General features: G+C 40.6%; 16 protein-coding genes and 12 tRNA genes. 5 read left to right on the plus strand and 23 right to left on the minus strand.

What is annotated here, in order from left to right; translation table 11 throughout:
- Positions 1 to 245 precede the first annotated feature (245 nt).
- The 13 genes from IEV18_RS09825 to IEV18_RS09885 form a co-directional block, all read right to left on the minus strand.
- A tRNA-Ile gene (locus IEV18_RS09825) sits at positions 246 to 319 on the minus strand.
- A gap of 14 nt (positions 320 to 333) precedes the next feature.
- A tRNA-Gly gene (locus IEV18_RS09830) sits at positions 334 to 407 on the minus strand.
- Between the two features lie 13 nt (positions 408 to 420).
- A tRNA-Pro gene (locus IEV18_RS09835) sits at positions 421 to 497 on the minus strand.
- A gap of 5 nt (positions 498 to 502) precedes the next feature.
- A tRNA-Arg gene (locus tag IEV18_RS09840) sits at positions 503 to 576 on the minus strand.
- A 58-nt stretch (positions 577 to 634) separates the two neighbouring features.
- Positions 635 to 721: transfer RNA gene (locus IEV18_RS09845), tRNA-Leu, on the minus strand.
- A gap of 21 nt (positions 722 to 742) precedes the next feature.
- Positions 743 to 827, minus strand: a tRNA-Leu gene (locus IEV18_RS09850).
- 4 nt (positions 828 to 831) lie between these two features.
- Positions 832 to 907: transfer RNA gene (locus IEV18_RS09855), tRNA-Lys, on the minus strand.
- Between the two features lie 205 nt (positions 908 to 1,112).
- Positions 1,113 to 1,186: transfer RNA gene (locus tag IEV18_RS09860), tRNA-Gln, on the minus strand.
- A gap of 5 nt (positions 1,187 to 1,191) precedes the next feature.
- Positions 1,192 to 1,268, minus strand: a tRNA-Asp gene (locus tag IEV18_RS09865).
- An 8-nt stretch (positions 1,269 to 1,276) separates the two neighbouring features.
- A tRNA-Glu gene (locus IEV18_RS09870) sits at positions 1,277 to 1,351 on the minus strand.
- Between the two features lie 6 nt (positions 1,352 to 1,357).
- A tRNA-Ser gene (locus tag IEV18_RS09875) sits at positions 1,358 to 1,450 on the minus strand.
- Positions 1,451 to 1,453: 3 nt separating this feature from the next.
- Positions 1,454 to 1,528, minus strand: a tRNA-Asn gene (locus IEV18_RS09880).
- A gap of 425 nt (positions 1,529 to 1,953) precedes the next feature.
- Positions 1,954 to 2,409 (minus strand): SprT family protein, encoded by a 456-nt coding sequence (locus tag IEV18_RS09885; protein ID WP_188392221.1) that lies wholly within the window; start codon positions 2,407 to 2,409, stop codon positions 1,954 to 1,956.
- Positions 2,410 to 2,794: 385 nt separating this feature from the next.
- Between IEV18_RS09885 and IEV18_RS09890 the strand changes: the two genes are divergently transcribed.
- Positions 2,795 to 4,285, plus strand: coding sequence for a catalase (locus IEV18_RS09890; RefSeq protein ID WP_188392222.1), 1,491 nt, complete (start codon positions 2,795 to 2,797; stop codon positions 4,283 to 4,285).
- 50 nt (positions 4,286 to 4,335) lie between these two features.
- Here the strand turns inward: IEV18_RS09890 and IEV18_RS09895 are convergent, their stop codons facing one another.
- From IEV18_RS09895 to acpS, 6 genes are all read right to left on the minus strand, one after another.
- Complete coding sequence (locus tag IEV18_RS09895; RefSeq protein WP_373281909.1) at positions 4,336 to 6,513, minus strand: Tex family protein; 2,178 nt, start codon at positions 6,511 to 6,513, stop codon at positions 4,336 to 4,338.
- A gap of 107 nt (positions 6,514 to 6,620) precedes the next feature.
- Positions 6,621 to 6,983 carry a type II toxin-antitoxin system PemK/MazF family toxin gene (locus IEV18_RS09900; RefSeq protein WP_188392223.1) on the minus strand — a complete coding sequence of 121 codons (363 nt, stop codon included), beginning with the start codon at positions 6,981 to 6,983 and terminating at the stop codon, positions 6,621 to 6,623.
- Between the two features lie 4 nt (positions 6,984 to 6,987).
- Positions 6,988 to 7,272, minus strand: coding sequence for a CopG family ribbon-helix-helix protein (locus IEV18_RS09905; RefSeq protein ID WP_188392224.1), 285 nt, complete (start codon positions 7,270 to 7,272; stop codon positions 6,988 to 6,990).
- Positions 7,273 to 7,616: 344 nt separating this feature from the next.
- Entirely contained in the window at positions 7,617 to 8,651 is a 1,035-nt protein-coding gene (locus IEV18_RS09910; protein WP_188392225.1) for a LolA family protein, read from the minus strand.
- Between the two features lie 39 nt (positions 8,652 to 8,690).
- Positions 8,691 to 10,214, minus strand: a complete 1,524-nt coding sequence (locus IEV18_RS09915; RefSeq protein ID WP_188392226.1) for an NAD(P)H-hydrate dehydratase — start codon at positions 10,212 to 10,214, stop codon at positions 8,691 to 8,693.
- Positions 10,215 to 10,287: 73 nt separating this feature from the next.
- Complete coding sequence (gene acpS, locus IEV18_RS09920) at positions 10,288 to 10,644, minus strand: holo-ACP synthase (RefSeq protein WP_188392227.1); 357 nt, start codon at positions 10,642 to 10,644, stop codon at positions 10,288 to 10,290.
- Positions 10,645 to 10,765: 121 nt separating this feature from the next.
- On the opposite strand from acpS, the gene IEV18_RS09925 reads away from it, so the two are divergent.
- Entirely contained in the window at positions 10,766 to 11,533 is a 768-nt protein-coding gene (locus tag IEV18_RS09925) for a rhomboid family intramembrane serine protease (protein ID WP_188392228.1), read from the plus strand.
- 34 nt (positions 11,534 to 11,567) lie between these two features.
- Here IEV18_RS09925 and IEV18_RS09930 read toward each other — a convergent pair whose 3' ends face one another.
- Both IEV18_RS09930 and IEV18_RS09935 read right to left on the minus strand, forming a co-directional pair.
- The gene (locus IEV18_RS09930) at positions 11,568 to 12,983 is read right to left on the minus strand and encodes a PH domain-containing protein (RefSeq protein ID WP_229733621.1); all 1,416 of its coding nucleotides are present in this window, start codon (positions 12,981 to 12,983) and stop codon (positions 11,568 to 11,570) included.
- Positions 12,973 to 13,452 carry a PH domain-containing protein gene (locus tag IEV18_RS09935; RefSeq protein WP_188392229.1) on the minus strand — a complete coding sequence of 160 codons (480 nt, stop codon included), beginning with the start codon at positions 13,450 to 13,452 and terminating at the stop codon, positions 12,973 to 12,975. The genes IEV18_RS09930 and IEV18_RS09935 overlap by 11 nt, the downstream gene beginning before the upstream one ends.
- A 477-nt stretch (positions 13,453 to 13,929) precedes the next feature.
- Between IEV18_RS09935 and IEV18_RS09940 the strand changes: the two genes are divergently transcribed.
- Positions 13,930 to 14,958 (plus strand): nuclease-related domain-containing protein, encoded by a 1,029-nt coding sequence (locus tag IEV18_RS09940; RefSeq protein WP_188392230.1) that lies wholly within the window; start codon positions 13,930 to 13,932, stop codon positions 14,956 to 14,958.
- Positions 14,959 to 15,025: 67 nt separating this feature from the next.
- Here IEV18_RS09940 and cshA read toward each other — a convergent pair whose 3' ends face one another.
- On the minus strand, positions 15,026 to 16,462 hold the full coding sequence (gene cshA / locus IEV18_RS09945) for a degradosome RNA helicase CshA (RefSeq protein WP_229733622.1): 1,437 nt from the start codon (positions 16,460 to 16,462) through the stop codon (positions 15,026 to 15,028).
- 423 nt (positions 16,463 to 16,885) lie between these two features.
- Between cshA and IEV18_RS09950 the strand changes: the two genes are divergently transcribed.
- Positions 16,886 to 17,797: a DMT family transporter gene (locus tag IEV18_RS09950; protein ID WP_188392231.1), complete on the plus strand. Its 912-nt coding sequence runs from the start codon at positions 16,886 to 16,888 to the stop codon at positions 17,795 to 17,797.
- Between the two features lie 16 nt (positions 17,798 to 17,813).
- The gene (locus tag IEV18_RS09955) at positions 17,814 to 18,668 is read left to right on the plus strand and encodes a DegV family protein (protein WP_188392232.1); all 855 of its coding nucleotides are present in this window, start codon (positions 17,814 to 17,816) and stop codon (positions 18,666 to 18,668) included.
- A gap of 36 nt (positions 18,669 to 18,704) precedes the next feature.
- Here the strand turns inward: IEV18_RS09955 and IEV18_RS09960 are convergent, their stop codons facing one another.
- Complete coding sequence (locus IEV18_RS09960) at positions 18,705 to 19,427, minus strand: alpha/beta hydrolase (protein ID WP_188392233.1); 723 nt, start codon at positions 19,425 to 19,427, stop codon at positions 18,705 to 18,707.
- Between the last annotated feature and the right edge of the window lie 44 nt (positions 19,428 to 19,471).

Consider the following 19,471-nt stretch of genomic DNA (forward strand, 5'->3'; position numbering starts at 1 on the left):
TATTAGGCACGCCGCCAGCGTTCGTCCTGAGCCAAGATCAAACTCTCCAAAAAAAGTTTGTTTAAATGAACAACGTTCATTTATCTTAGCGTTTCTTTTCAGGGGATTGAAGCGTTGCTTCTTCCCTCTGCACAGGTTGTTTTGTTCAGTTTTCAAAGAGCAAATCATTCTGCCTTTTTAACGGCAGGTCTTTAATATTACCACTTTTTAAATCAAAAGTCAATACTTTTTCTCAAAAAAGCGGATGGGCCTGAGTGGACTCGAACCACCGACCTCACGCTTATCAGGCGTGCGCTCTAACCGGCTGAGCTACAGGCCCATGTTATTAATTAATGGAGCGGGTGAAGGGAATCGAACCCTCGACAACAGCTTGGAAGGCTGTGGTTTTACCACTAAACTACACCCGCATATCAAACTAACTGGTCGGGAAGACAGGATTCGAACCTGCGACCCCTTGGTCCCAAACCAAGTGCTCTACCAAGCTGAGCTACTTCCCGCAAAACGCGCCCGAGAGGAGTCGAACCCCTAACCTTTTGATCCGTAGTCAAACGCTCTATCCAATTGAGCTACGGGCGCAACAACAAAAACGCGACCTTTTTATATTAACACATACAAAAATAAAATGCAAGTTTTTTGGTGCGGCCGAGAGGACTTGAACCTCCACGGGATTAACTCCCACTAGGCCCTCAACCTAGCGCGTCTGCCATTCCGCCACGACCGCAAGATTCATGTCATTAATGCATGCGGATGAAGGGAGTCGAACCCCCACGTCCTCAACGGACACTAGAGCCTGATTCTAGCGCGTCTGCCAATTCCGCCACATCCGCATAATGGTGAGCCATGTAGGAATCGAACCTACGACCCTCTGATTAAAAGTCAGATGCTCTACCGACTGAGCTAATGGCTCAAATTATCTTAAATACAGCCCGCTTGCTGTTTTGTTTGAGATGCTCGTCGTGTTGCAAGCTCATTCGATGATGCAGCACTCCTCGCAACTCGAAGCATTTTCGGCAGATGTTTTGCTCGTTGCTCTACCGACTGAGCTAATGGCTCACATAAAAAAATACTATTGAAACAATAGTATGAAGCTAAGATCCAAGATATAAGGAAAATGGCTGGGCCACTAGGATTCGAACCTAGGATCACGGGACCAAAACCCGTTGCCTTACCGCTTGGCTATGGCCCAACAGATGGCGGTCCGGACGGGACTCGAACCCGCGACCTCCTGCGTGACAGGCAGGCATTCTAACCAACTGAACTACCGGACCAAAAAGAATGGTGACCCGTACGGGATTCGAACCCGTGTTACCGCCGTGAAAGGGCGGTGTCTTAACCACTTGACCAACGGGCCAGAAAATGGCGGAGAAGGAGGGATTTGAACCCTCGCGCCGGCTTACGCCGACCTACACCCTTAGCAGGGGCGCCTCTTCAGCCACTTGAGTACTTCTCCAACTGGCTCCACAGGTAGGATTCGAACCTACGACCGATCGGTTAACAGCCGATTGCTCTACCACTGAGCTACTGTGGAATTTGATAAAAGGTTATTAACTGTTGTGCTGAGTTTTATTTGCTATTTAATTGCTCGTCGTGTTGCAAGCTCATTCGGCGATGCAGCACTCCTCGCAACTCGCAGCATTTTCGGCAGATGCGTTGCTCGTTGCTCTACCACTGAGCTACTGTGGAATAATTTTAACCATTAAGTTAACAACAGCGTTATATATAATACACTACAACAAACAGGTTGTCAATGCTTTTTGGTTTTGCCGTTTAAGTTGACGGCTTAATTAATTTATCATGGATTTCTATTTTCGTCAATGACTTTTTGATGATTTTTTTCTCTATCTATAAACCATAGTAGTGAAGTAAGTATATTATATAGTATACTATAAAACTTAGAGATAAAATATCATTTTATATAGATAAGTTTCAATCAACACACTTCAAAGAATCCTTCTATGAAAGGTAAATAATTTTTCCTCCACATGCACCACACCGATACCGATTCACATTAAATCTCCTTTTGCGGATATACTCCATCCCACAAGAACCGCATCTATATATGTAGGTTTTTTTATTTCTTTCTGAAGGCAGCGGCTTGCAAAACCGCGGCGCACCTGTCCTTTTTAAGAGTTCCTTAAACTCACGATCCCGATGCTGGTATCCTTTCCCTTCAACATGCAAGTGATAATGACATAATTCGTGTTTTATAATTCCTATAAATTCTTCCCAATCCATTTCTGTATAGTATTTCGGGTTCAATTCAATAACCTTTTCGGAAGGAATATATCTTCCTCCTGTTGTTCTTAAACGAGAATTAAATTTGACGGTATGTATGAAAGGTTTATTAAAAAATTCCATGGACACTTGATTAACCAATTGATGAAGATTCTTTTCATTAAATAAGTCCATTTGCCATAATCTCCATTTTGTATTTTTATTTATATTATCACTTAGATGACTCTTTTTCTCAATTGCTTTCCATCGAAATAAAACAAAAATTTATCGCCCGTTTTTATTTATAATAATTTTAATTAAACATTGATTTTTGTTTAATCTTATGTATAATAATGATTAGCGGACATTACATTGCAAGGATGTGGTTAAATTTACATAAGTAACCTTTGTGTTGTGCAGAAAATGTTTGCTTGTGGTTTGCAATTTTCAATTAAAGTAAATAAATGAGAAATAATACATTTTAAATTTACGAAATAGTTTTTAAGATTTATTAATAGTAATTTAAAAACGGTTATGATATTATAATAATTGTATTTTAACTAGATGGAGGGATTTGTGAATGTCTGAGGAAAAAAAGAGATTGACGACAGCGTTTGGTGCACCAGTGCCTAACGATGATGACTCAAAGACAGCTGGCCCGCGTGGTCCACTACTAATGGAAGATTACTGGTTTATTGAAAAACTAGCACATTTTGATAGAGAAGTTATTCCTGAACGCCGAATGCATGCTAAAGGTTCTGGTGCATACGGTACGTTCACCGTTACAAATGACATTACAAAATATACAAAAGCAAAATTATTCTCTGAAGTTGGAAAGAAAACAGATATGTTCATTCGTTTTTCTACCGTAGCAGGCGAGCGCGGTGCTGCTGATGCGGAACGCGATATTCGCGGTACAGCAATGAAGTTCTATACGGAAGAAGGAAACTGGGACTTAGTAGGTAACAACACACCTGTATTCTTTATGAGAGATCCTAAGAGATTCCCAGATTTAAACCACGTTGTTAAACGCAACCCGCGTACGAACATGAGAGACCCACAGGCAAACTGGGATTTCTGGACAAACTTGCCAGAAGCACTTCACCAAGTCACCATCGTTATGAGTGATCGCGGTATCCCTGCCAGCTACCGTCATATGCACATGTTTGGAAGCCATACTTACTCCATGTTTAACGATAAGAACGAACGTGTATGGGTAAAATTCCATTTCAAAACACAGCAAGGAATTAAAAACTTAACGGACCAAGAAGCTGCAGAACTAATTGGTAAAGACCGGGAAAGCCATCAGCGTGATTTATATGAAGCAATCGAGCGTGGCGATTATCCTAAATGGACGATGTACATCCAAGTAATGACTGAGGAACAGGCAAGAGAATTGCCATACAATCCGTTTGACTTGACTAAAGTTTGGTATAAGAAAGATTTCCCGCTAATTGAAGTCGGAGTCGTAGAACTAAACCGTAACCCTGAAAATTACTTTGCTGAAGTTGAACAAGCAGCGTTTGCTCCAACAAACATTGTACCTGGCATTGGTTTCTCACCAGATAAAATGCTGCAAGGCCGTCTGTTCTCATATGGAGATGCCCAGCGTTACCGCTTAGGTGTAAACCACTGGCAAATTCCGGTTAACTATCCGAAGAATGCGAAGAACTTTAACCCGTACCATCGTGACGGCGCTATGAGAGTAATGAATTACGTGCAAGGCAACAACATCTCTTACAGCCCGAACATGTATGGTGAATGGCAAGATAGCAAGGAACATCAGGAACCAGCATTAGATTTATTCGGAAATGCAGATTATCATAACTTCCGTGAAGACGATGATAATTATTATGAACAGCCAGGAAAGCTCTTCCGTCTCATGTCAGAAGATGAGCAGCAAAGACTGTTTGAAAACACTGCCCGGGCAATGGAAGGCACTACAAAAGAAGTCCAGCTTCGCCATATCAATAACTGCTACAAAGCAGATCCAGCGTATGGTGAGGGTGTTGCAAAAGCTCTTGGCATTCCAATGAGCGAAGTTGAAGCAGCAAGCGAAGTTGAAAAATAATAAAGACAAAAAACTGCACTTTTTCGAAGTGCAGTTTTTCATTTGCCTTTTTATGCTTTTTGTTCTTGTACCATGGATAAAGCAATTCTTTCTTTTTCTAAATCAATCGCCTCTACCCAAACCGTTACAACATCCCCGACAGAAACGATATCCATCGGATGTTTAACGTACTGATTGGACATCTTGGAAATATGGACTAGCCCGTCCTGCTTGACACCAATATCGACAAACACACCGAAATCGACAACATTTCTTACCGTACCTTGCAATTCCATCCCCGGCTTTAAGTCTTCCAATGTAAGCACGTTGCGTTTTAACAGCGGCTGCGGGAATTCATCCCTCGGGTCCCGCTCCGGCCTGCTTAATGCCTGAATTATATCCAAAAGGGTCGGTTCCCCTATTTCTAATTCGGCAGCAGTTTTCTTTATATCCAATGCTTTCATCTTCTCCTTTAATGTTTCAGTGCCGATATCTGCAAAAGTGCAGCCGATGCTTTCCAAGAGCTTTTCCGTCTGCGGATAACTTTCCGGGTGAATCGGTGTACGGTCCAGCGGATGATTTCCATCAATAATCCTTAAAAAGCCAATAGCCTGCTCATATGTTTTTGCGCCAAGTCGGGGAATTTTCTTCAATTGCTCCCGATTCAAAAATTTCCCTTCTTCATTTCGCTTTTTGACTATATTATTGGCAACGGTTTTCGACAGTCCTGAAACGTATTGCAATAAAGATACGGAGGCCGTATTTACATTCACTCCCACCTGGTTGACAGCCGTTTCCACTACAAAGGATAGTGATTCATTTAATGCCTTTTGGCTTACATCATGCTGATACTGACCTACTCCAATCGATTTTGGATCAATTTTCACCAATTCCGAAAGCGGATCCTGCACCCGTCTGGCAATAGATACTGCACTCCTTTGTTCCACTTCTAAATCTGGGAATTCTTCTCTGGCTAATTTCGATGCAGAGTATACACTTGCTCCAGCTTCATTGACAATAATATAGGAAAGATTTAATCCGTGCTTCCCAATTAAGTCAGAGAAAAATTGTTCAGTTTCTCTGGAAGCCGTACCATTTCCAATGGCTACAAGTTCAATATGATATTTATTAATAAGTTGAAGAACGACTTTTTCTGCACCCGCCACATCATTTTTTGGAGGCGTCGGATACATTACGCCTATGTCCAATACTTTTCCAGTTTCGTCAACTACGGCTAGCTTGCATCCTGTACGATAAGCCGGATCCACTCCTAAAATTGTCTTTCCTTTTAACGGAGGCTGCAAAAGCAAATTTCGCAAATTTAGTGAAAAAACTTCAATCGCCTTTTCTTCCGCCCTTTCCGTTAATTGCTTTCGAATTTCCCTTTCAATCGATGGGGAAATCAGCCGTTTGTAGCTGTCCTCGATAGCTTGTCCGATGATTTCCTTTAATTCTTCATCCGCCTGCGGTTTAATAATCTTTTTATGGAGGTAATTCATTATTTTCTCCATCGGCGGTTCAATAGTAATTCGCAATACTTCCTCTTTCTCCCCCCGGTTCATTGCTAACACTCGATGGGGAACAACAGAACGAACCGACTCCTGATAATCATAGTACATTTCGTATACTCTTTTCTCGTCCTTCTCCGCCTGTTTCAAGGTCGATCGTAACGTTCCTCTCTTCATCGTTTCTTCACGTATATACTCACGATAAGACGGTTCATCGGAAATCCACTCCGCAATAATATCATTAACCCCGGATAGCACATCTTCTTTCGTGTGCAGATCATGTTCCTCGGAAAAATATTTTGCTGCTTCTTCGTCCAGAGCAAATGATTGTTGTTTCCAAATCTTCTCTGCCAGTGGTTCCAATCCTTTTTCCTTCGCAATAACCGCTCTCGTTCTTCTTTTTTGCCGGAAAGGGCGATATAAATCTTCTACCCGCTGCAGCTTTGTTGCTTCGTTGATTTGCTGTTCCAGTTCATCGGTTAGCTTCCCTTGTTCCTCAATGAGCCGCAGCACTTCCTTTTTTCTTTCCATTAGGTGAAGAGCATACTGCCACTGGTCCTGAATCGTTTTTATTTGTACTTCATCCATTCCGCCCGTAGCTTCTTTACGATAACGGGCAATGAACGGCACGGTATTTCCTTCCTCTAATAATTCAATTACTGTTTGAACTGTTTTTTGATTTACCTTTGCCTCTCTTGCAACAGTTTCTAGCAAAAGATTCTGTTCTGTATTATTTGCCACCAATGTTCCTCCCTTGACTTTCTTGAATCTTATATCAGCCTTTGAGTGACCTATGTTCGCAAGCAAAATAAAATACCCTTTTCTTCACAGAGGAAAGAGAAGGGTAGTTAAGGTCCATTGTAAATATCTTTTAAACCGAGACTAATCTCAAGAGCATGATTGATTTTTTTCATCATTTCATCATCAAGCTTTGTAATCCTGTCAGTTAGCCGCTGTTTATCTAATGTTCTAATCTGTTCAAGCAAAATAACGGAGTTGCGATCAAATCCATATTTTTTCGCATCAATTTCCACGTGAGTAGGTAATTTCGCTTTTTGAATCTGTGCTGTAATTGCAGCAACAATAACCGTCGGGCTGAAACGGTTTCCAATATCATTCTGCAAAATTAATACCGGACGTACGCCCCCCTGTTCGGACCCTACTACTGGAGATAGGTCTGCGAAATATACCTCCCCTCTTTGAACGATCAAAACTTTACACCCCGATCACGGTGCGTTTAAAGGTGATTTCAGCCTCCTCTTCAGCTTGGAAAGCTTCTGAAGCAATGGTTAAATTGATACGTCCCATTTCCTGATATCCTCGCCGCATCGATTCTTGGAATTGCTTAATGTGTTCGTTCTTTTTTTGTTCCAAGTATTTTTTCGTAGCCTGGCAAATAAAATCACTCAAATTGCTATTTTCATGCTTCATTAATCCGTCCACCTCATTTAATAGGTTTGTTGGTAACTTCACGAGTACCTCCTGTACACTCTCAGACAAACCAATGCACCTCCACCAACTGTTGAAACGTACTTAAAAATGTCTCTTTAATAATAGCATTGATTTACCCCATTTGCAAAGGATGTCCGGAGATTTTTATTAAAAAAACCGTTGTTTTGTCGATTTCAACAAAAATAAATTACATCGGGAAAAATTTACTTATAAAGACAATAAAATTACACCGGACAGTTAGCAATTTTTTCCTCCCTCTATATACTTATCCTTAACTATCCTTTTTATGCATAGGAATTCGAGCAAACAAAAGATAAACGTAAAAACGGGATTAATTTTCAGTTATTCACAAAAAAAAGCAGACCCTCCATAACTTGAGCCTGCTTTCCCCTTTATTTAACAATTTGATTTTGTACTGCTTTGCTTTGTATTGATTGGGCAACTTCAATCATTTCCTCCTGGGTTAATTCATCACTTGCAAGGATATAATTAACACCTTCATAGGTCCACTCTAACTTGTTATTTGATAATGCAGCAACGGCATTCCCTAAATTTACAATATCTCCTTTTACCTCTTTAGGCATATTCATCGCCGGAATTGCTCCTACCCGTTCTTGTACTAATGTAAAATTCTTTTCACCATCAAAGGTTAAAATTACCCGTTTTCCATTGTCCAAAATGACATCTTTTTGCTCTACTAACTCTGCACCAGCAGTAAATTCCGGCAATATGACTTCAAGGACTTCTGTCGTTCCAGGTCCAGAAACTGGTTTTAGGGCATCTTTTGCCGCCATATTCTTTTCCATGGAAAAATCGTCTTTGGCAAAGCTTGGGTTTAGTTCAAAGGAAGTAAACTTTACTTCTACAAGCACGTGGTCATCTTTATCCAAAATCCGGACGAGGTTCGGAGTTAAGCTTTTCTTGTCCAAAAATATTTCCTGAAATGGCAAGTTGTTATTGCTTTGATAGTTTGTCTTTGTACGAAACTTATAATCTGTTTCTGTTACTTCAAAAGCAGCATCCGCATCGCTCATAATATCTTTCGCTAAAGATTGGTATAAATATGGCTGACTGCCATTTTCCGGCCATTCGGTTTGGAATTTGAAACTTTTATCCAGTGAAGGAGTTAATACAAACACCCCGTCCTTATTCTTTAAAATAATTTGGCCTCCGTCTTCATCCTTATCATTAGAAAGCCGAACCCGATAATTATCATCTTTTTGGTGCCATATGTCGATTAAATATTTCTGTTCTTCCTGACCAGTATTCATCGTCATTTCTGCTTTTGCTTTATATCCAGTCAGCTTATCCAAATTTTCCTCTAAATCCTTCGCCACATCTTCCTTAGATTTTGCGCCGCACGCAGCTAATACGAAAACGATACAAACAAGAACGAGTATTTTCCAGTTGAATCGATTTTGTCTCATGAACATATCTCCCTTGTCTTAAAACATCAGGGAACTGGATCACAACGAATTGGAAATGGTACGATATGCATCCGGTATGCCTTCAATCACGTCCGTTGCCAGCAGGTCATAGTAAGTATGCCCCTTATCGATTTGTAAGTCTGCCGCCTTCCCATGAATAAAGCATGCATTGCAAATAGCAGTAAACAGCGGCTGCTTTTGCATTACCATGGCAAGAATGATGCCGGTTAAAACGTCGCCGCTGCCGCCTTTGGCAAGCCCTTGATTTCCAGTGTCATTGACAGCTTGTATACTTTCCGGCGAAGTTATAACCGTATGTTTTCCTTTCAGCACGACATAGACTCCATATTTTTCTGCAAAGGCCGCTGAAAAATAAAAAGGTTTTAAGAGCACGTCTTTCACTGATACATCTAATAGCCTGGCCATTTCCTTTGGATGGGGAGTAATTACCGTCGGGAAGGACCGTTCTTTTAGCAAATTTAGATGGGATGTCAGATGATGCAATCCATCCGCATCGATAATTAACGGGCACTTAGCCTGCTCTACGATTTGTGCTACAAATTTTCCTGACTCCTCAAATCTTCCCATTCCAATTCCGATAGCTATTGCATTGAAGGCATCTAATTGCAGTTTGGATGGAATAATCCATCCTTCTTTTTCCTCAAGGGGAAAACACATTGCTTCAGGACAATGGGCTTGGATTGCTGAAAAGGCGGACGGGACGGTAGCTGCAGTAATTAAACCGGCACCTGCTCTTAATGCTGCCTTTGCTGTCATAGTAATTGCTCCCGGCATCATCAAGCTTCCTCCAATAATCAGTCCCCGCCCATGGTGGCCTTTATGGGCGTATGGATCCCGATTAGGCAATGTTTCCATTGCAGCGTTTTTATTCCAATGTTTCCTTCTTGTAAACTTCTCCATTACCCGCGGGAGGAACCCGATCGATACGACTTGCCATTTCCCATAATAAGGTGCGGTATGAGGGAGAAAGGCACTAACTTTTGGCGCTCCGACAACAAAGGTTTGATCTGCCTTTACTGCCGTAAATTCCGATAACCCTTCATCTGCCGGTAATCCACTTGGAATATCAACGGAAAAAATAACCGCATTGGAATCATTAATAAGCTGCACCACATCTTTAATAGGTTGCCTTAGCGGGCCTTTTGTTCCGATTCCTAAAACGGCATCGATGATGATATCGGTATTTCGAATAATATTGTTGAGTTCGGTTTTCGATGGTGTCGTAATTACAGTACCGCCGCATCGAATAAGAACTTGCTTATGGTAGAAGGCATCGCCGGTAATCTTTTCATCTGGAACAACTTGAACTGCCCGCAAATCGTAATTTTCTTCCAGCAATGTTCTCGCTATGACAAATCCGTCTCCGCCGTTATTGCCTGGTCCGATAAAAATCGTGATGCATTCGTCTTTCCTAATGAGCTGTTTTATTTTTTCCGCAATCGCCCTCCCGGCATTTTCCATTAATATTTTTCCTTCCAAGCCTATAGTATCCATCGTGTAGCGATCAATATCGTACATTTCCTTCGCAGTGACAATAAACACATTGTTCCCTCCTGCTGCTTTACAATATATGAGACAACCCCGGCAAATATGCAATGAGAATATTAAGAATCTGTTACTTCGTAATGATGGCCTGCGCTACGGCATACTCCTTGCTATGGGAAATGGAGAGAAAAATCTGATACCCTTCATATCCCCGAATCTTCGCCTGTGGTGCGCCATGCTGATCATTTACAATTTCCATATGCTGAAAACTAAGCCTTCCGACACCTTTGCCCAACGCTTTTGCCATCGCTTCCTTTGCTGCAAATCTACCAGCGAGAAACTCTACTCTTCTTCCCATTTTTTCTAAGGAATAAAACAATTCTTTTTCTCTTTCCGTCAAAACCCGTTCGGCCAGACGGCTGCCTCTTTCTAAGCTTTTCTGAATACGATGAAGTTCAATAATATCAATACCTATTCCGACTATCATTTTCTATCCTTTCTTGACTTCTCCGAATGGTCATCGATGTATATTTTCTGTATTATTATAATAATAGTATCTATAATTTAATAAAATTGAAAACCTTTTACTTGGAGGGATCTCCCTATTCATGTTTATTCGCAATGAACGAAGTGTAAAAGAATTTATGGAATTATACCCCGTCGTTTCGATTCTTGTCATAATCCATTTAGGCCTTTGGCTAATCATAAATGCTTTGCAATTGCCTTTTGGATTAATGATTAGGGATTTAGGGGTAGGGGTGAATTTTCTTATTGCTCAAGGAGAATATTGGCGGCTAATTACTCCTGTTTTTCTTCATGGTGACTTAATGCACGCTTTATTCAATTCCTTCTCCCTCGTCCTTTTTGGACCAGCATTGGAGCAGATGCTTGGCAAAGGAAAGTTTCTCTTCGCTTATTTCGGGGCGGCTTTTATTGCCAATGTGGCTACCTTTTTATTTGAGCCTTTAGGCTATGCCCATTTAGGTGCCTCAGGGGCAATTTTTGGCCTGTTCGGAGTATATGTATTTATGATTTCCTTTCGCAAACATTTGATTGACGAAGGAAGTGCACAAATTGTAACGACCATTTTCATCATCGGTCTAATTATGACGTTTATTCGTCCGAATATTAATATCCAAGCCCATATTTTCGGATTTATCGGCGGCTTTTTAATTGCGCCCCTTATTTTGAACAACGTCCGGCCTTACTCCCCCTGGCGAAGGCCCAGGAGAACATACGACTATGATGATGGAGAGATTCAATTTGATCCGAACCGGTGGCAGAAACGCCGGCTCATTCCAGATAAGGTGCGAAAAAATTGGCTTTGGATTATTATCGGGGTCCTCGCCTTGCTCGGACTTCTGAGCAGATTGTAATAAAAGGCGCCTGGTTTGATAGCCAGGCGCCTTTTTATCTGTTGTTCTGAAAAGAATACCAATCGGATAAAATATTTGTATCCGCTTCATCCAGCTCCTTCAATTTATAATTTGCGGAACCTTCTCTGGCAATAATCGATATTTTGACCGTAGCAAGCTGTTCCTTCCGCTGAAGGAAATGCTGTTTATTCTCCATGCTCTGAATCCGTTTCTTATAGAGCAGAACCGTCATTTTGCTTAAGACACGAAACTGAATAACTACCCGTTCTCCTTTGATGTGAAACCCACAATCCTTCGACCGCAAATATCCGAAATAAACTGAGATTACGAGCAATAGGATAAACAGCCAGCTATACTTCGGAATGAAAAACATGCTCCCTCCAGCTAATATGAAAAATAATACACTTCCCCGAAACAGATAATATTTGATCCCGCGTTTGGGAATCGTGGTCAGTCTTTCTTCGGGGATTGTATAATCCGGCAAAAAGTGCTGCAAAAAGCGCTTCACTTCCCCCTTTTTCATAATGGGGAACAAAAGCGTCGAAAAGTCTTCTCCGTTATCTAAACTGCTTCCTGCCACTTCTGCAAATACAGCAACATAACCTAAAGGCTGGCGAATGATGCTTTCTTTTATTCCGACAGCCTGTATTCTTTTTAATGGAATGGTAGCATGTTTTTTCACCAGTAATCCTCTCGTAATGACCAGTTCATTTTCCGTTTTCGTAATCGTAAAGTTCCAATACTTTAGAACAGTCCCAACAATACCCAATATCCATATAAAAATAAGAACAGCAGCCGCTAATAGAATAATATATGTAACGCTTAAGCCAATGAGCCAGGCAACCGTTTGATCATAAAAATGATCGGGAATAATTTGTTCTATCTCGCTAAAAACAGCGGCCAACAGTGCCAGAATAACCCCTGTACTGCCAGAGGTTGCACCGGCTAGAAACAAATCTTTATTCGCTATATTCTTCGAGGCCGGTTTCTGTTTAGGCTGTTCTTCTTGAATGCTGCTTCCTTTAAACCTTTCCCTTATTTTTTCCCCTTCCGCTAATTTTACTGCTTGTAAAGAAGCCTCCGTATCCGTTCCGCTTCCCGCTGTTTCAATTTCTACTTTTACAAGATGGAAGATTTGATGAATCGGGTTTGCGGACAGGTCTATGGACTGAATCCGATGTTTGGAAATGTAGCGTTTTTTTCGAATAAATATGCCGTATTCGATACGAAATTCATCTTCCCCAATCTGGTAGGTGAATCGGTACCATTTTAGAATGCTAATGGTTAGCAAAACAAAAATAAACAGTAATACTAAGAGAGAATAGTAGATCAATCCTTCCCCTTTAATTGTAATTAACCCGATGAGAAGATAGATAACCCAACCTTTCAGCAGCTTAAAAAATTGAAATAGAATTGCTGCAGGATGCAAGCGGCGCACTTTAGACATCATCTTCATCCACCCTTGCTAAACGGGAAATACGGTCGCGAAGTTCGTAAGCATTTTCCTCATCCAGCGCAGGTATTTCATGTGTTGTTGCAGCGGTAGATATAGTCACACTCGCCAGATGAAATTTTTTCAAAATCGGGCCTTGCTTCGTATCCACATGCTGCACCCGGATCATCGGCACCAATGTTTGCGACAAGATTAGAATTCCATGCTGTATGTATATCTCTTGTTCAAATACTTCATAACGCCACCTTTCCCAACGCTTTTTCGGCAATAAAACAATAAACAAGTAAGTACAAACGATATTAATCACGATGGCCGCGATAATAATCCAGAATGGCCAAGCAAAAAACCAGATAATAATACCGGCAATTATTGCGATTAGCCAAAGAATCCCTATATAAATCGATGCAGTAATTTTCCACGCTTTCACCGCATCTGCTGAAATTCGATGTTTTGGCGGTTCCCGCATGTTTTCTCCCCCTCTTTTCGTTTGTCATTGTAATACGGATAATTGTTCAATTGGTTTCTAATTTGTTGACAAGCCGTTTGGAAGATTGATCTATCATTTGGAAGATTTATTCTTCATTTGGAGGAATTGTCACGTTTTTGGACGATTCACCTAAAATTAGAAGGCACATATTTTATATATTTGGCTGATTTATTAGCGATTTGGAAGATTCTAAAGCTGTATGGAAGATTGATCTTTCTTTTGGAAGATTACATCGTTCATTTGGAAGATTCTGTACCAAATTTGGACGATTCTTTTCTCATTTTGGAAGAATATTACGCTTCAAGGAAGATTTACACCTCATATGGATGATTGTTTAATTTCATGGAAGATTCCTCAACACAAAGTGTAAATCTTTCCATATTAAAAAAGGGTTTCCTCATAATTTGTCGAAATCAAAAAATAATATGAATTTATATTAAAGGAGTTGATTTTTTAGTGATAAGGCAAAGAAAAAAACCTTATTCATTACTTTGTTATGAAGCATTATTTAGAAGGTTAAAAAATAAATACAGGCAAAGTCATGCAGTTCATCAGGATTATGCTAACGTTTTATCTGGATATCTTGGTGAACGGCAAGTTGATTATATATTAAGTGCAACTCCGACGTATTTTTCCCACGCTTACCAGGGCCTTCGATTAAAAAATCACCAACATTATTTCCAAATGGACACCGTTTTATTGTCTAATAAGTTTATACTTATCATTGAAATAAAAAATTGGAAAGGTGTATTGACGTACCATTCCAACTTAAAAAATATTACCCAAATATATAATAATACCGAGAAGAGTTATCGAAACCCTATTACACAAGTAGAGGCCCATAAACTTCAATTAGAATATTGGCTGCAGCAAATGCTCGGTATATATGGTGTTCCCATTGAGACATTAGTAGTGATAAGCGATTCTGCCACCATCCTTAAAAACCCTCAAGAAGATCCTCAATTTTATAATACTGTCATTTATGCCGACAATCTGCCTTCCAAGTTAGATGAATTGTGGAAAAAATATCCTAAAAGCAGTTTAACAAACTCACAGCTAAGGGAAATTCACAGTCATTTTTTAAAGTACAATGACGACTATCAGCCCGATTTAATCCGTCTTTACAACCTTGATAAAAGCCATTTAATTCACGGGATTGAATGTGCTAAATGCGGACAATATCCGATGACAAGAGTCCATGGAAAATGGTATTGCATACATTGCTCCTTTACAGATAAGCTCGCACACGAAAGGGTCATATTAGATTATTTTCTCTTATTTAAACCAACGATAACAAATAAAGATTGCCGAGAATTCCTTCAAATAGAATCTCCAAAAGTAGCCTATTCCCTTTTACAATCGATGAAACTAAATAAATCAGGGGAACATCGAGGCCGTGAATACCATGCTCCGAAACTGGAAGATTATCCCCAACATTCCCATATTCCATGGAAGATGGAGACCACACTCAATGTCACCTTTTAGGAAGCGAGGCATTTAAGATAATAATACAAAAGGCTCTATCATCTTAGATAGAGCCTTTCCTAATACTCTAATCCCTTCTTCTTCGTTTTTGAAAATTTCCTTTCCGGTTTCTTCCGCCCTGGTTGCTGCGGTTGTAGCGTTTATTGTTGGAAGGGCGGGCTTTCGTTCTTTGGGCTTTTTTGACACTGATTGGCGCAACTGCCGTTATTTTAACCGGTGTATCTCTTCGTTCCTTCGTTAATATTTTCAGAGCAGCTGCGATGACTGTAATGGAATCATGGTCGTGTAACAGCTGGTTTGCCGCTTCATGGAAATCCTTCAGCTCATGCCGGGCAATGACTTTCTCGATTTTCTCCACCGCAACTTGCTGCTGTCCCCTCTGGGCATCTTTATACGTTGGCGGCATCATCCGCTTCATTTTGCTTTTAATTACTTTTTCGATTAAGTGAAGATGGGGGATTTCCCTCGGTGTAACGAAGGAAATTGCCTCTCCTGTCCTTCCCGCCCGTCCCGTACGGCCAATACGGTGCACGTAGCTTTCCGGATCTTGAGGAATATCAAAATTATATACATGGGTTACACCGGAAATATCTAAGCCGCGAGCTGCCACATCGGTCGCAACAAGCACATCAATACGTCCCTGTTTAAACTTATTTAATACACTCATCCGTTTTGCCTGACTGAGGTCCCCGTGGATGCCTTCTGCCCGGTAGCCCCTCGCCTGCAATCCGTCCGTAATCTCGTCTACCCGCTTCTTCGTGCGTCCGAAAACAATGGCCAGCTCCGGCGAATGAATATCTAAATGGTTATTTAATGTCTCAAACTTTAACTTTTCCGGAATCTCCATAAAATATTGGTCAATATTTTCTACCGTCATTTCTTTCGCTTTCACTTTTACTTCCTGTGGCTGACGCATTAAATGGGTCGCAATGTCGCGAATCTCCTTTGGCATTGTCGCCGAAAAAAGCAATGTTTGCCTGTTTTCCGGAATGCTCTTTAATATTTCACGGATATCATCAATAAAACCCATATTCAGCATTTCATCCGCTTCGTCCAAAATCGCCACTTCTACCATGCTAATATTGATTGTTCGGCGGTTTAAATGATCTAACAGCCTTCCGGGAGTTGCCACCACAATTTGCGGGCCATCTTTTAAAGCTCGGATTTGCCGGTCCATTTGCTGACCGCCAAAAATCGCCAGCGCCCGGACTCCTTTAAATTTTCCTAATCGGTTCAGTTCTTCGGCGACTTGAATAGCCAGTTCCCGTGTCGGGGCAACGACCAGCGCCTGAATTTGCTTCTTATGTACGTCGATTTTTTCGATGGTCGGTATGCCGAACGCAGCCGTTTTTCCTGTTCCTGTCTGGGCCTGTCCAATTACATCATTCCCTTCCAATGCGTAGGGAATCGTTTCCGCCTGAATTGGGGTCGCTTCTTCAAATCCCATCCGATTTAATGCTTTTAAAATAGGTTCAGAAATACCTAGTTCTTGAAAAGTTGTCACCTATTCGTCTACTCCTTTTTCAAATTTTTCATTTCTATCTACAAACGTTCCATATTTATATAAATTTCTGCGAATCCTTCTATAGTTTTCCCGACATCAATTAAGGTAAACAATTTATTTGCTATACTTCACATAAATACCTTCTTTAGGTGAAAAGGTTTCGATTATCAGAACAGCCATTTTTTGCAAAAATTCCTTTATATGAAAAATATTCCATCCCTTTTGTAGATACAGGTTCTATCATATCACAATTCCTTTTACATCTTCCAATTTAGATTGTATAACGGAAGAAATTAGTTCCCATTGTTTTAAGCACAATAGTATAACAGTTGTACCTGTATCAAGATGCTTTTTTCGACATTACATGATAAAATAGAACCAATTTTATTGTAGTCAGTCATTGGTTCAGGAAAGGGATGTTTTATGAGAATTCCCCCGTTTAATCCATACATCGCAATAACAATCGGTGTTGTGGCCGTATCTACTTCGGCAGTGCTCGTTAAACTTGCCGACCAGGCCCCAGCAGGAATAATTGCCCTTTACCGATTATTGTTTGCCGTCCTCATCATGATTCCGTTCATATGGATGAAGTATATCGACGAACTAAAGCACATCAGCAAAAAAAATTGGATTCTGTCCGTTCTGGCCGGGTTGTCATTGGCAATACATTTTATCCTTTGGTTTGAATCGTTAAATTACACTTCTGTAGCAAGTTCTACCGTACTTGTCACGATGCAGCCGATTTTTGCTTTTATTGGTACATATTTCTTGTTTGGAGAACGATTTTCTCCGGGGACGATTATTAGTCTTATTATTGCCCTTCTTGGAAGCATCATCATTAGCTGGGGAGATTTTCAAATTAGCGGAAGTGCATTATTTGGCGACATGCTTGCCCTCTTGGGAGCAGTAAGTGTAACAGTGTATTTCTTGCTAGGACAAGAACTGCGGAAAAATCTGTCCTTAATGACCTATACTTTTATTGTTTATTCGGTGAGCACTCTGGCGTTAGTTGCATATAACGTCCTATTACAAAACCCTTTCATCGGATTTCCCGTTTCCCATTGGTACGTTTTCCTAGGTTTGGCCATTATCCCGACCTTTTTAGGCCACTCATTGTTTAACTGGGCTTTAAAGTGGGTAAGTTCTTCCACGATATCCATGGCCATCGTTTTTGAACCTGTCGGAGCAGCTATACTGGCCTACTGGATTTTAAGCGAAAATATTACCTGGTCCCAAGTACTTGGAGGTTCTATCGTTATCTTTGGATTACTATTATTTATATTAAGCACGTCAAGGAAAACGACCGTAACTATTGCTAAAAAGGTAAGCAAATAAACGAAAGGATGATTGAATGAATATTCAATTAATGACGGATAGCGGTGCGGATATACCAAAAAGCATTCAGCAATCATTGCAAATAAAAGTCGTACCTTTATATTTACATTTTCATGATGAACAGTTTAAAGTTGGCGTTGATTTAGACTTAAATGGCTTCTATCAGAAGGTAAGGGAAAAAAAGGAACTCCCCCGTTCGGCTGCACCTAGCCCAAATGATTATTACGAAGCTTATAAAGAAATAGATCCTGACACGCCGATTTTAATGATAAGCATTTCCAAAGGATTAAGCAGCACCTACGAAAATGCGATAGCTGGGAAGAACATGCTCCTGGAAGAAGAACCGAATCGCACGATTGAAGTCATTAACTCCAAAACCGCATCTCCCGGTATGCTGCTTCTGCTATACGAAGCTGGCTTAAAATTAAAAGAAGGATACTCTTTTGAACAATTAGTTCAACATATCAAGGACTGTGTAAACAAAACAAAAACTTTATTTGTATTAAAAACCCTCGACAATCTCATCCTCGGAGGACGCTTGGATAAAATGAAGGGCACGCTGGCAAAAACGTTAAACATCAAATTGCTTATGCAAGGAAGCAAAGATGGCACAATTGAGGTAACCGAGAAGGTAAGGGGAGAAAAGAAATCGCTGCGGAGATTTATTGAACAAATTGGCGAGCATACGAAAAACACCGAAAATAAAATCCTTGCCATGACCTATTGCCGTGATAAATCAAGGGCAAAGGCGATTTTGCATGAAATACAGCAAAAATATAACTTTAAAGAAACATTGCTGACAGAAACCGGTCCGATCATTTCAACTTACGGCGGAGAAGGGGCGTTAGTCATCGCCTTCTTTCAAGATTAGTTTGTTGAGAAATCAGCCTTATGAGCTGATTTCTTTTTATGCTTTTTCCATTACCCGCCGGTTCTTTTCGCCGGATTGGCTTAAGAATTTATATACCATTTGATTCAGTATATCTTTGTCTTCGCCGTGGCAAAGCAAGTGCCGGGAACGTTCAAAAAGGATAATTTCTTTTCTTTCAGATTGAATTTCTTTATCCAAATAAATTGGTGTCCGGTAAGGCACCATCTGGTCCTGCTGTCCCTGGGCAATAAACACCGGAGTTTTTACCTTTTTCAAATACGGCCGGGTATAATTGACCAGCTTCATAAATTCGATATTGGCTTTTACCGGCACTGCGTGAAATTTCTTTTTATAATGGTTATACATTTCATTTTGACCTAAATTCCCTTTTATCCCATCGCCAAGTACGTCACTTACATCCGCAGCGATTTGTTTAAACGATAAGTATTTTCTCGATGGAGCGAGCAATACGAGCTTGTCGATATGATATTTTCCTGCCAAGTATGCTGCAATCATCCCCCCCATGGAAAAACCAACCAAATACATTTTTTGACACCATTCCTGCATTTTTTGCAAAGCTTCTTCGGCACTGTCAATCCAATCCTTATACGAAACATCATTTAAATCCAGTTTCTTCCCATGTCCGGGCAATGTAGGAACTTCGATATGCCAGTCTGTCTCTTTCCTTAAAAATTCTGCAAGCGGTTCGACTTCATGGGGGCCGCCGGTATATCCATGAATAATTAAACAGCCAATCATCTGTTCAGACTCCTTTATTGCAGTTTTCATGGACTTAGTATGCG

Source organism: Compostibacillus humi, from assembly GCF_014637175.1.
Classification (GTDB): domain Bacteria; phylum Bacillota; class Bacilli; order Bacillales; family Amphibacillaceae; genus Oceanobacillus; species Oceanobacillus humi.

Bases quoted from the DNA above. Each gene is read 5' to 3' on its own strand.
- IEV18_RS09885 (WP_188392221.1), bottom strand. From the start codon at position 2,409: ATGGACTTATTTAATGAAAAGAATCTTCATCAATTGGTTAATCAAGTG.
- IEV18_RS09890 (WP_188392222.1), top strand. From the start codon at position 2,795: ATGTCTGAGGAAAAAAAGAGATTGACGACAGCGTTTGGTGCACCAGTG.
- IEV18_RS09910 (WP_188392225.1), bottom strand. From the start codon at position 8,651: ATGAGACAAAATCGATTCAACTGGAAAATACTCGTTCTTGTTTGTATC.
- acpS (WP_188392227.1), bottom strand. From the start codon at position 10,644: ATGATAGTCGGAATAGGTATTGATATTATTGAACTTCATCGTATTCAG.
- IEV18_RS09925 (WP_188392228.1), top strand. From the start codon at position 10,766: ATGTTTATTCGCAATGAACGAAGTGTAAAAGAATTTATGGAATTATAC.
- IEV18_RS09930 (WP_229733621.1), bottom strand. From the start codon at position 12,983: ATGATGTCTAAAGTGCGCCGCTTGCATCCTGCAGCAATTCTATTTCAA.
- IEV18_RS09935 (WP_188392229.1), bottom strand. From the start codon at position 13,452: ATGCGGGAACCGCCAAAACATCGAATTTCAGCAGATGCGGTGAAAGCG.
- IEV18_RS09950 (WP_188392231.1), top strand. From the start codon at position 16,886: ATGAGAATTCCCCCGTTTAATCCATACATCGCAATAACAATCGGTGTT.
- IEV18_RS09955 (WP_188392232.1), top strand. From the start codon at position 17,814: ATGAATATTCAATTAATGACGGATAGCGGTGCGGATATACCAAAAAGC.
- IEV18_RS09960 (WP_188392233.1), bottom strand. From the start codon at position 19,427: ATGATTGGCTGTTTAATTATTCATGGATATACCGGCGGCCCCCATGAA.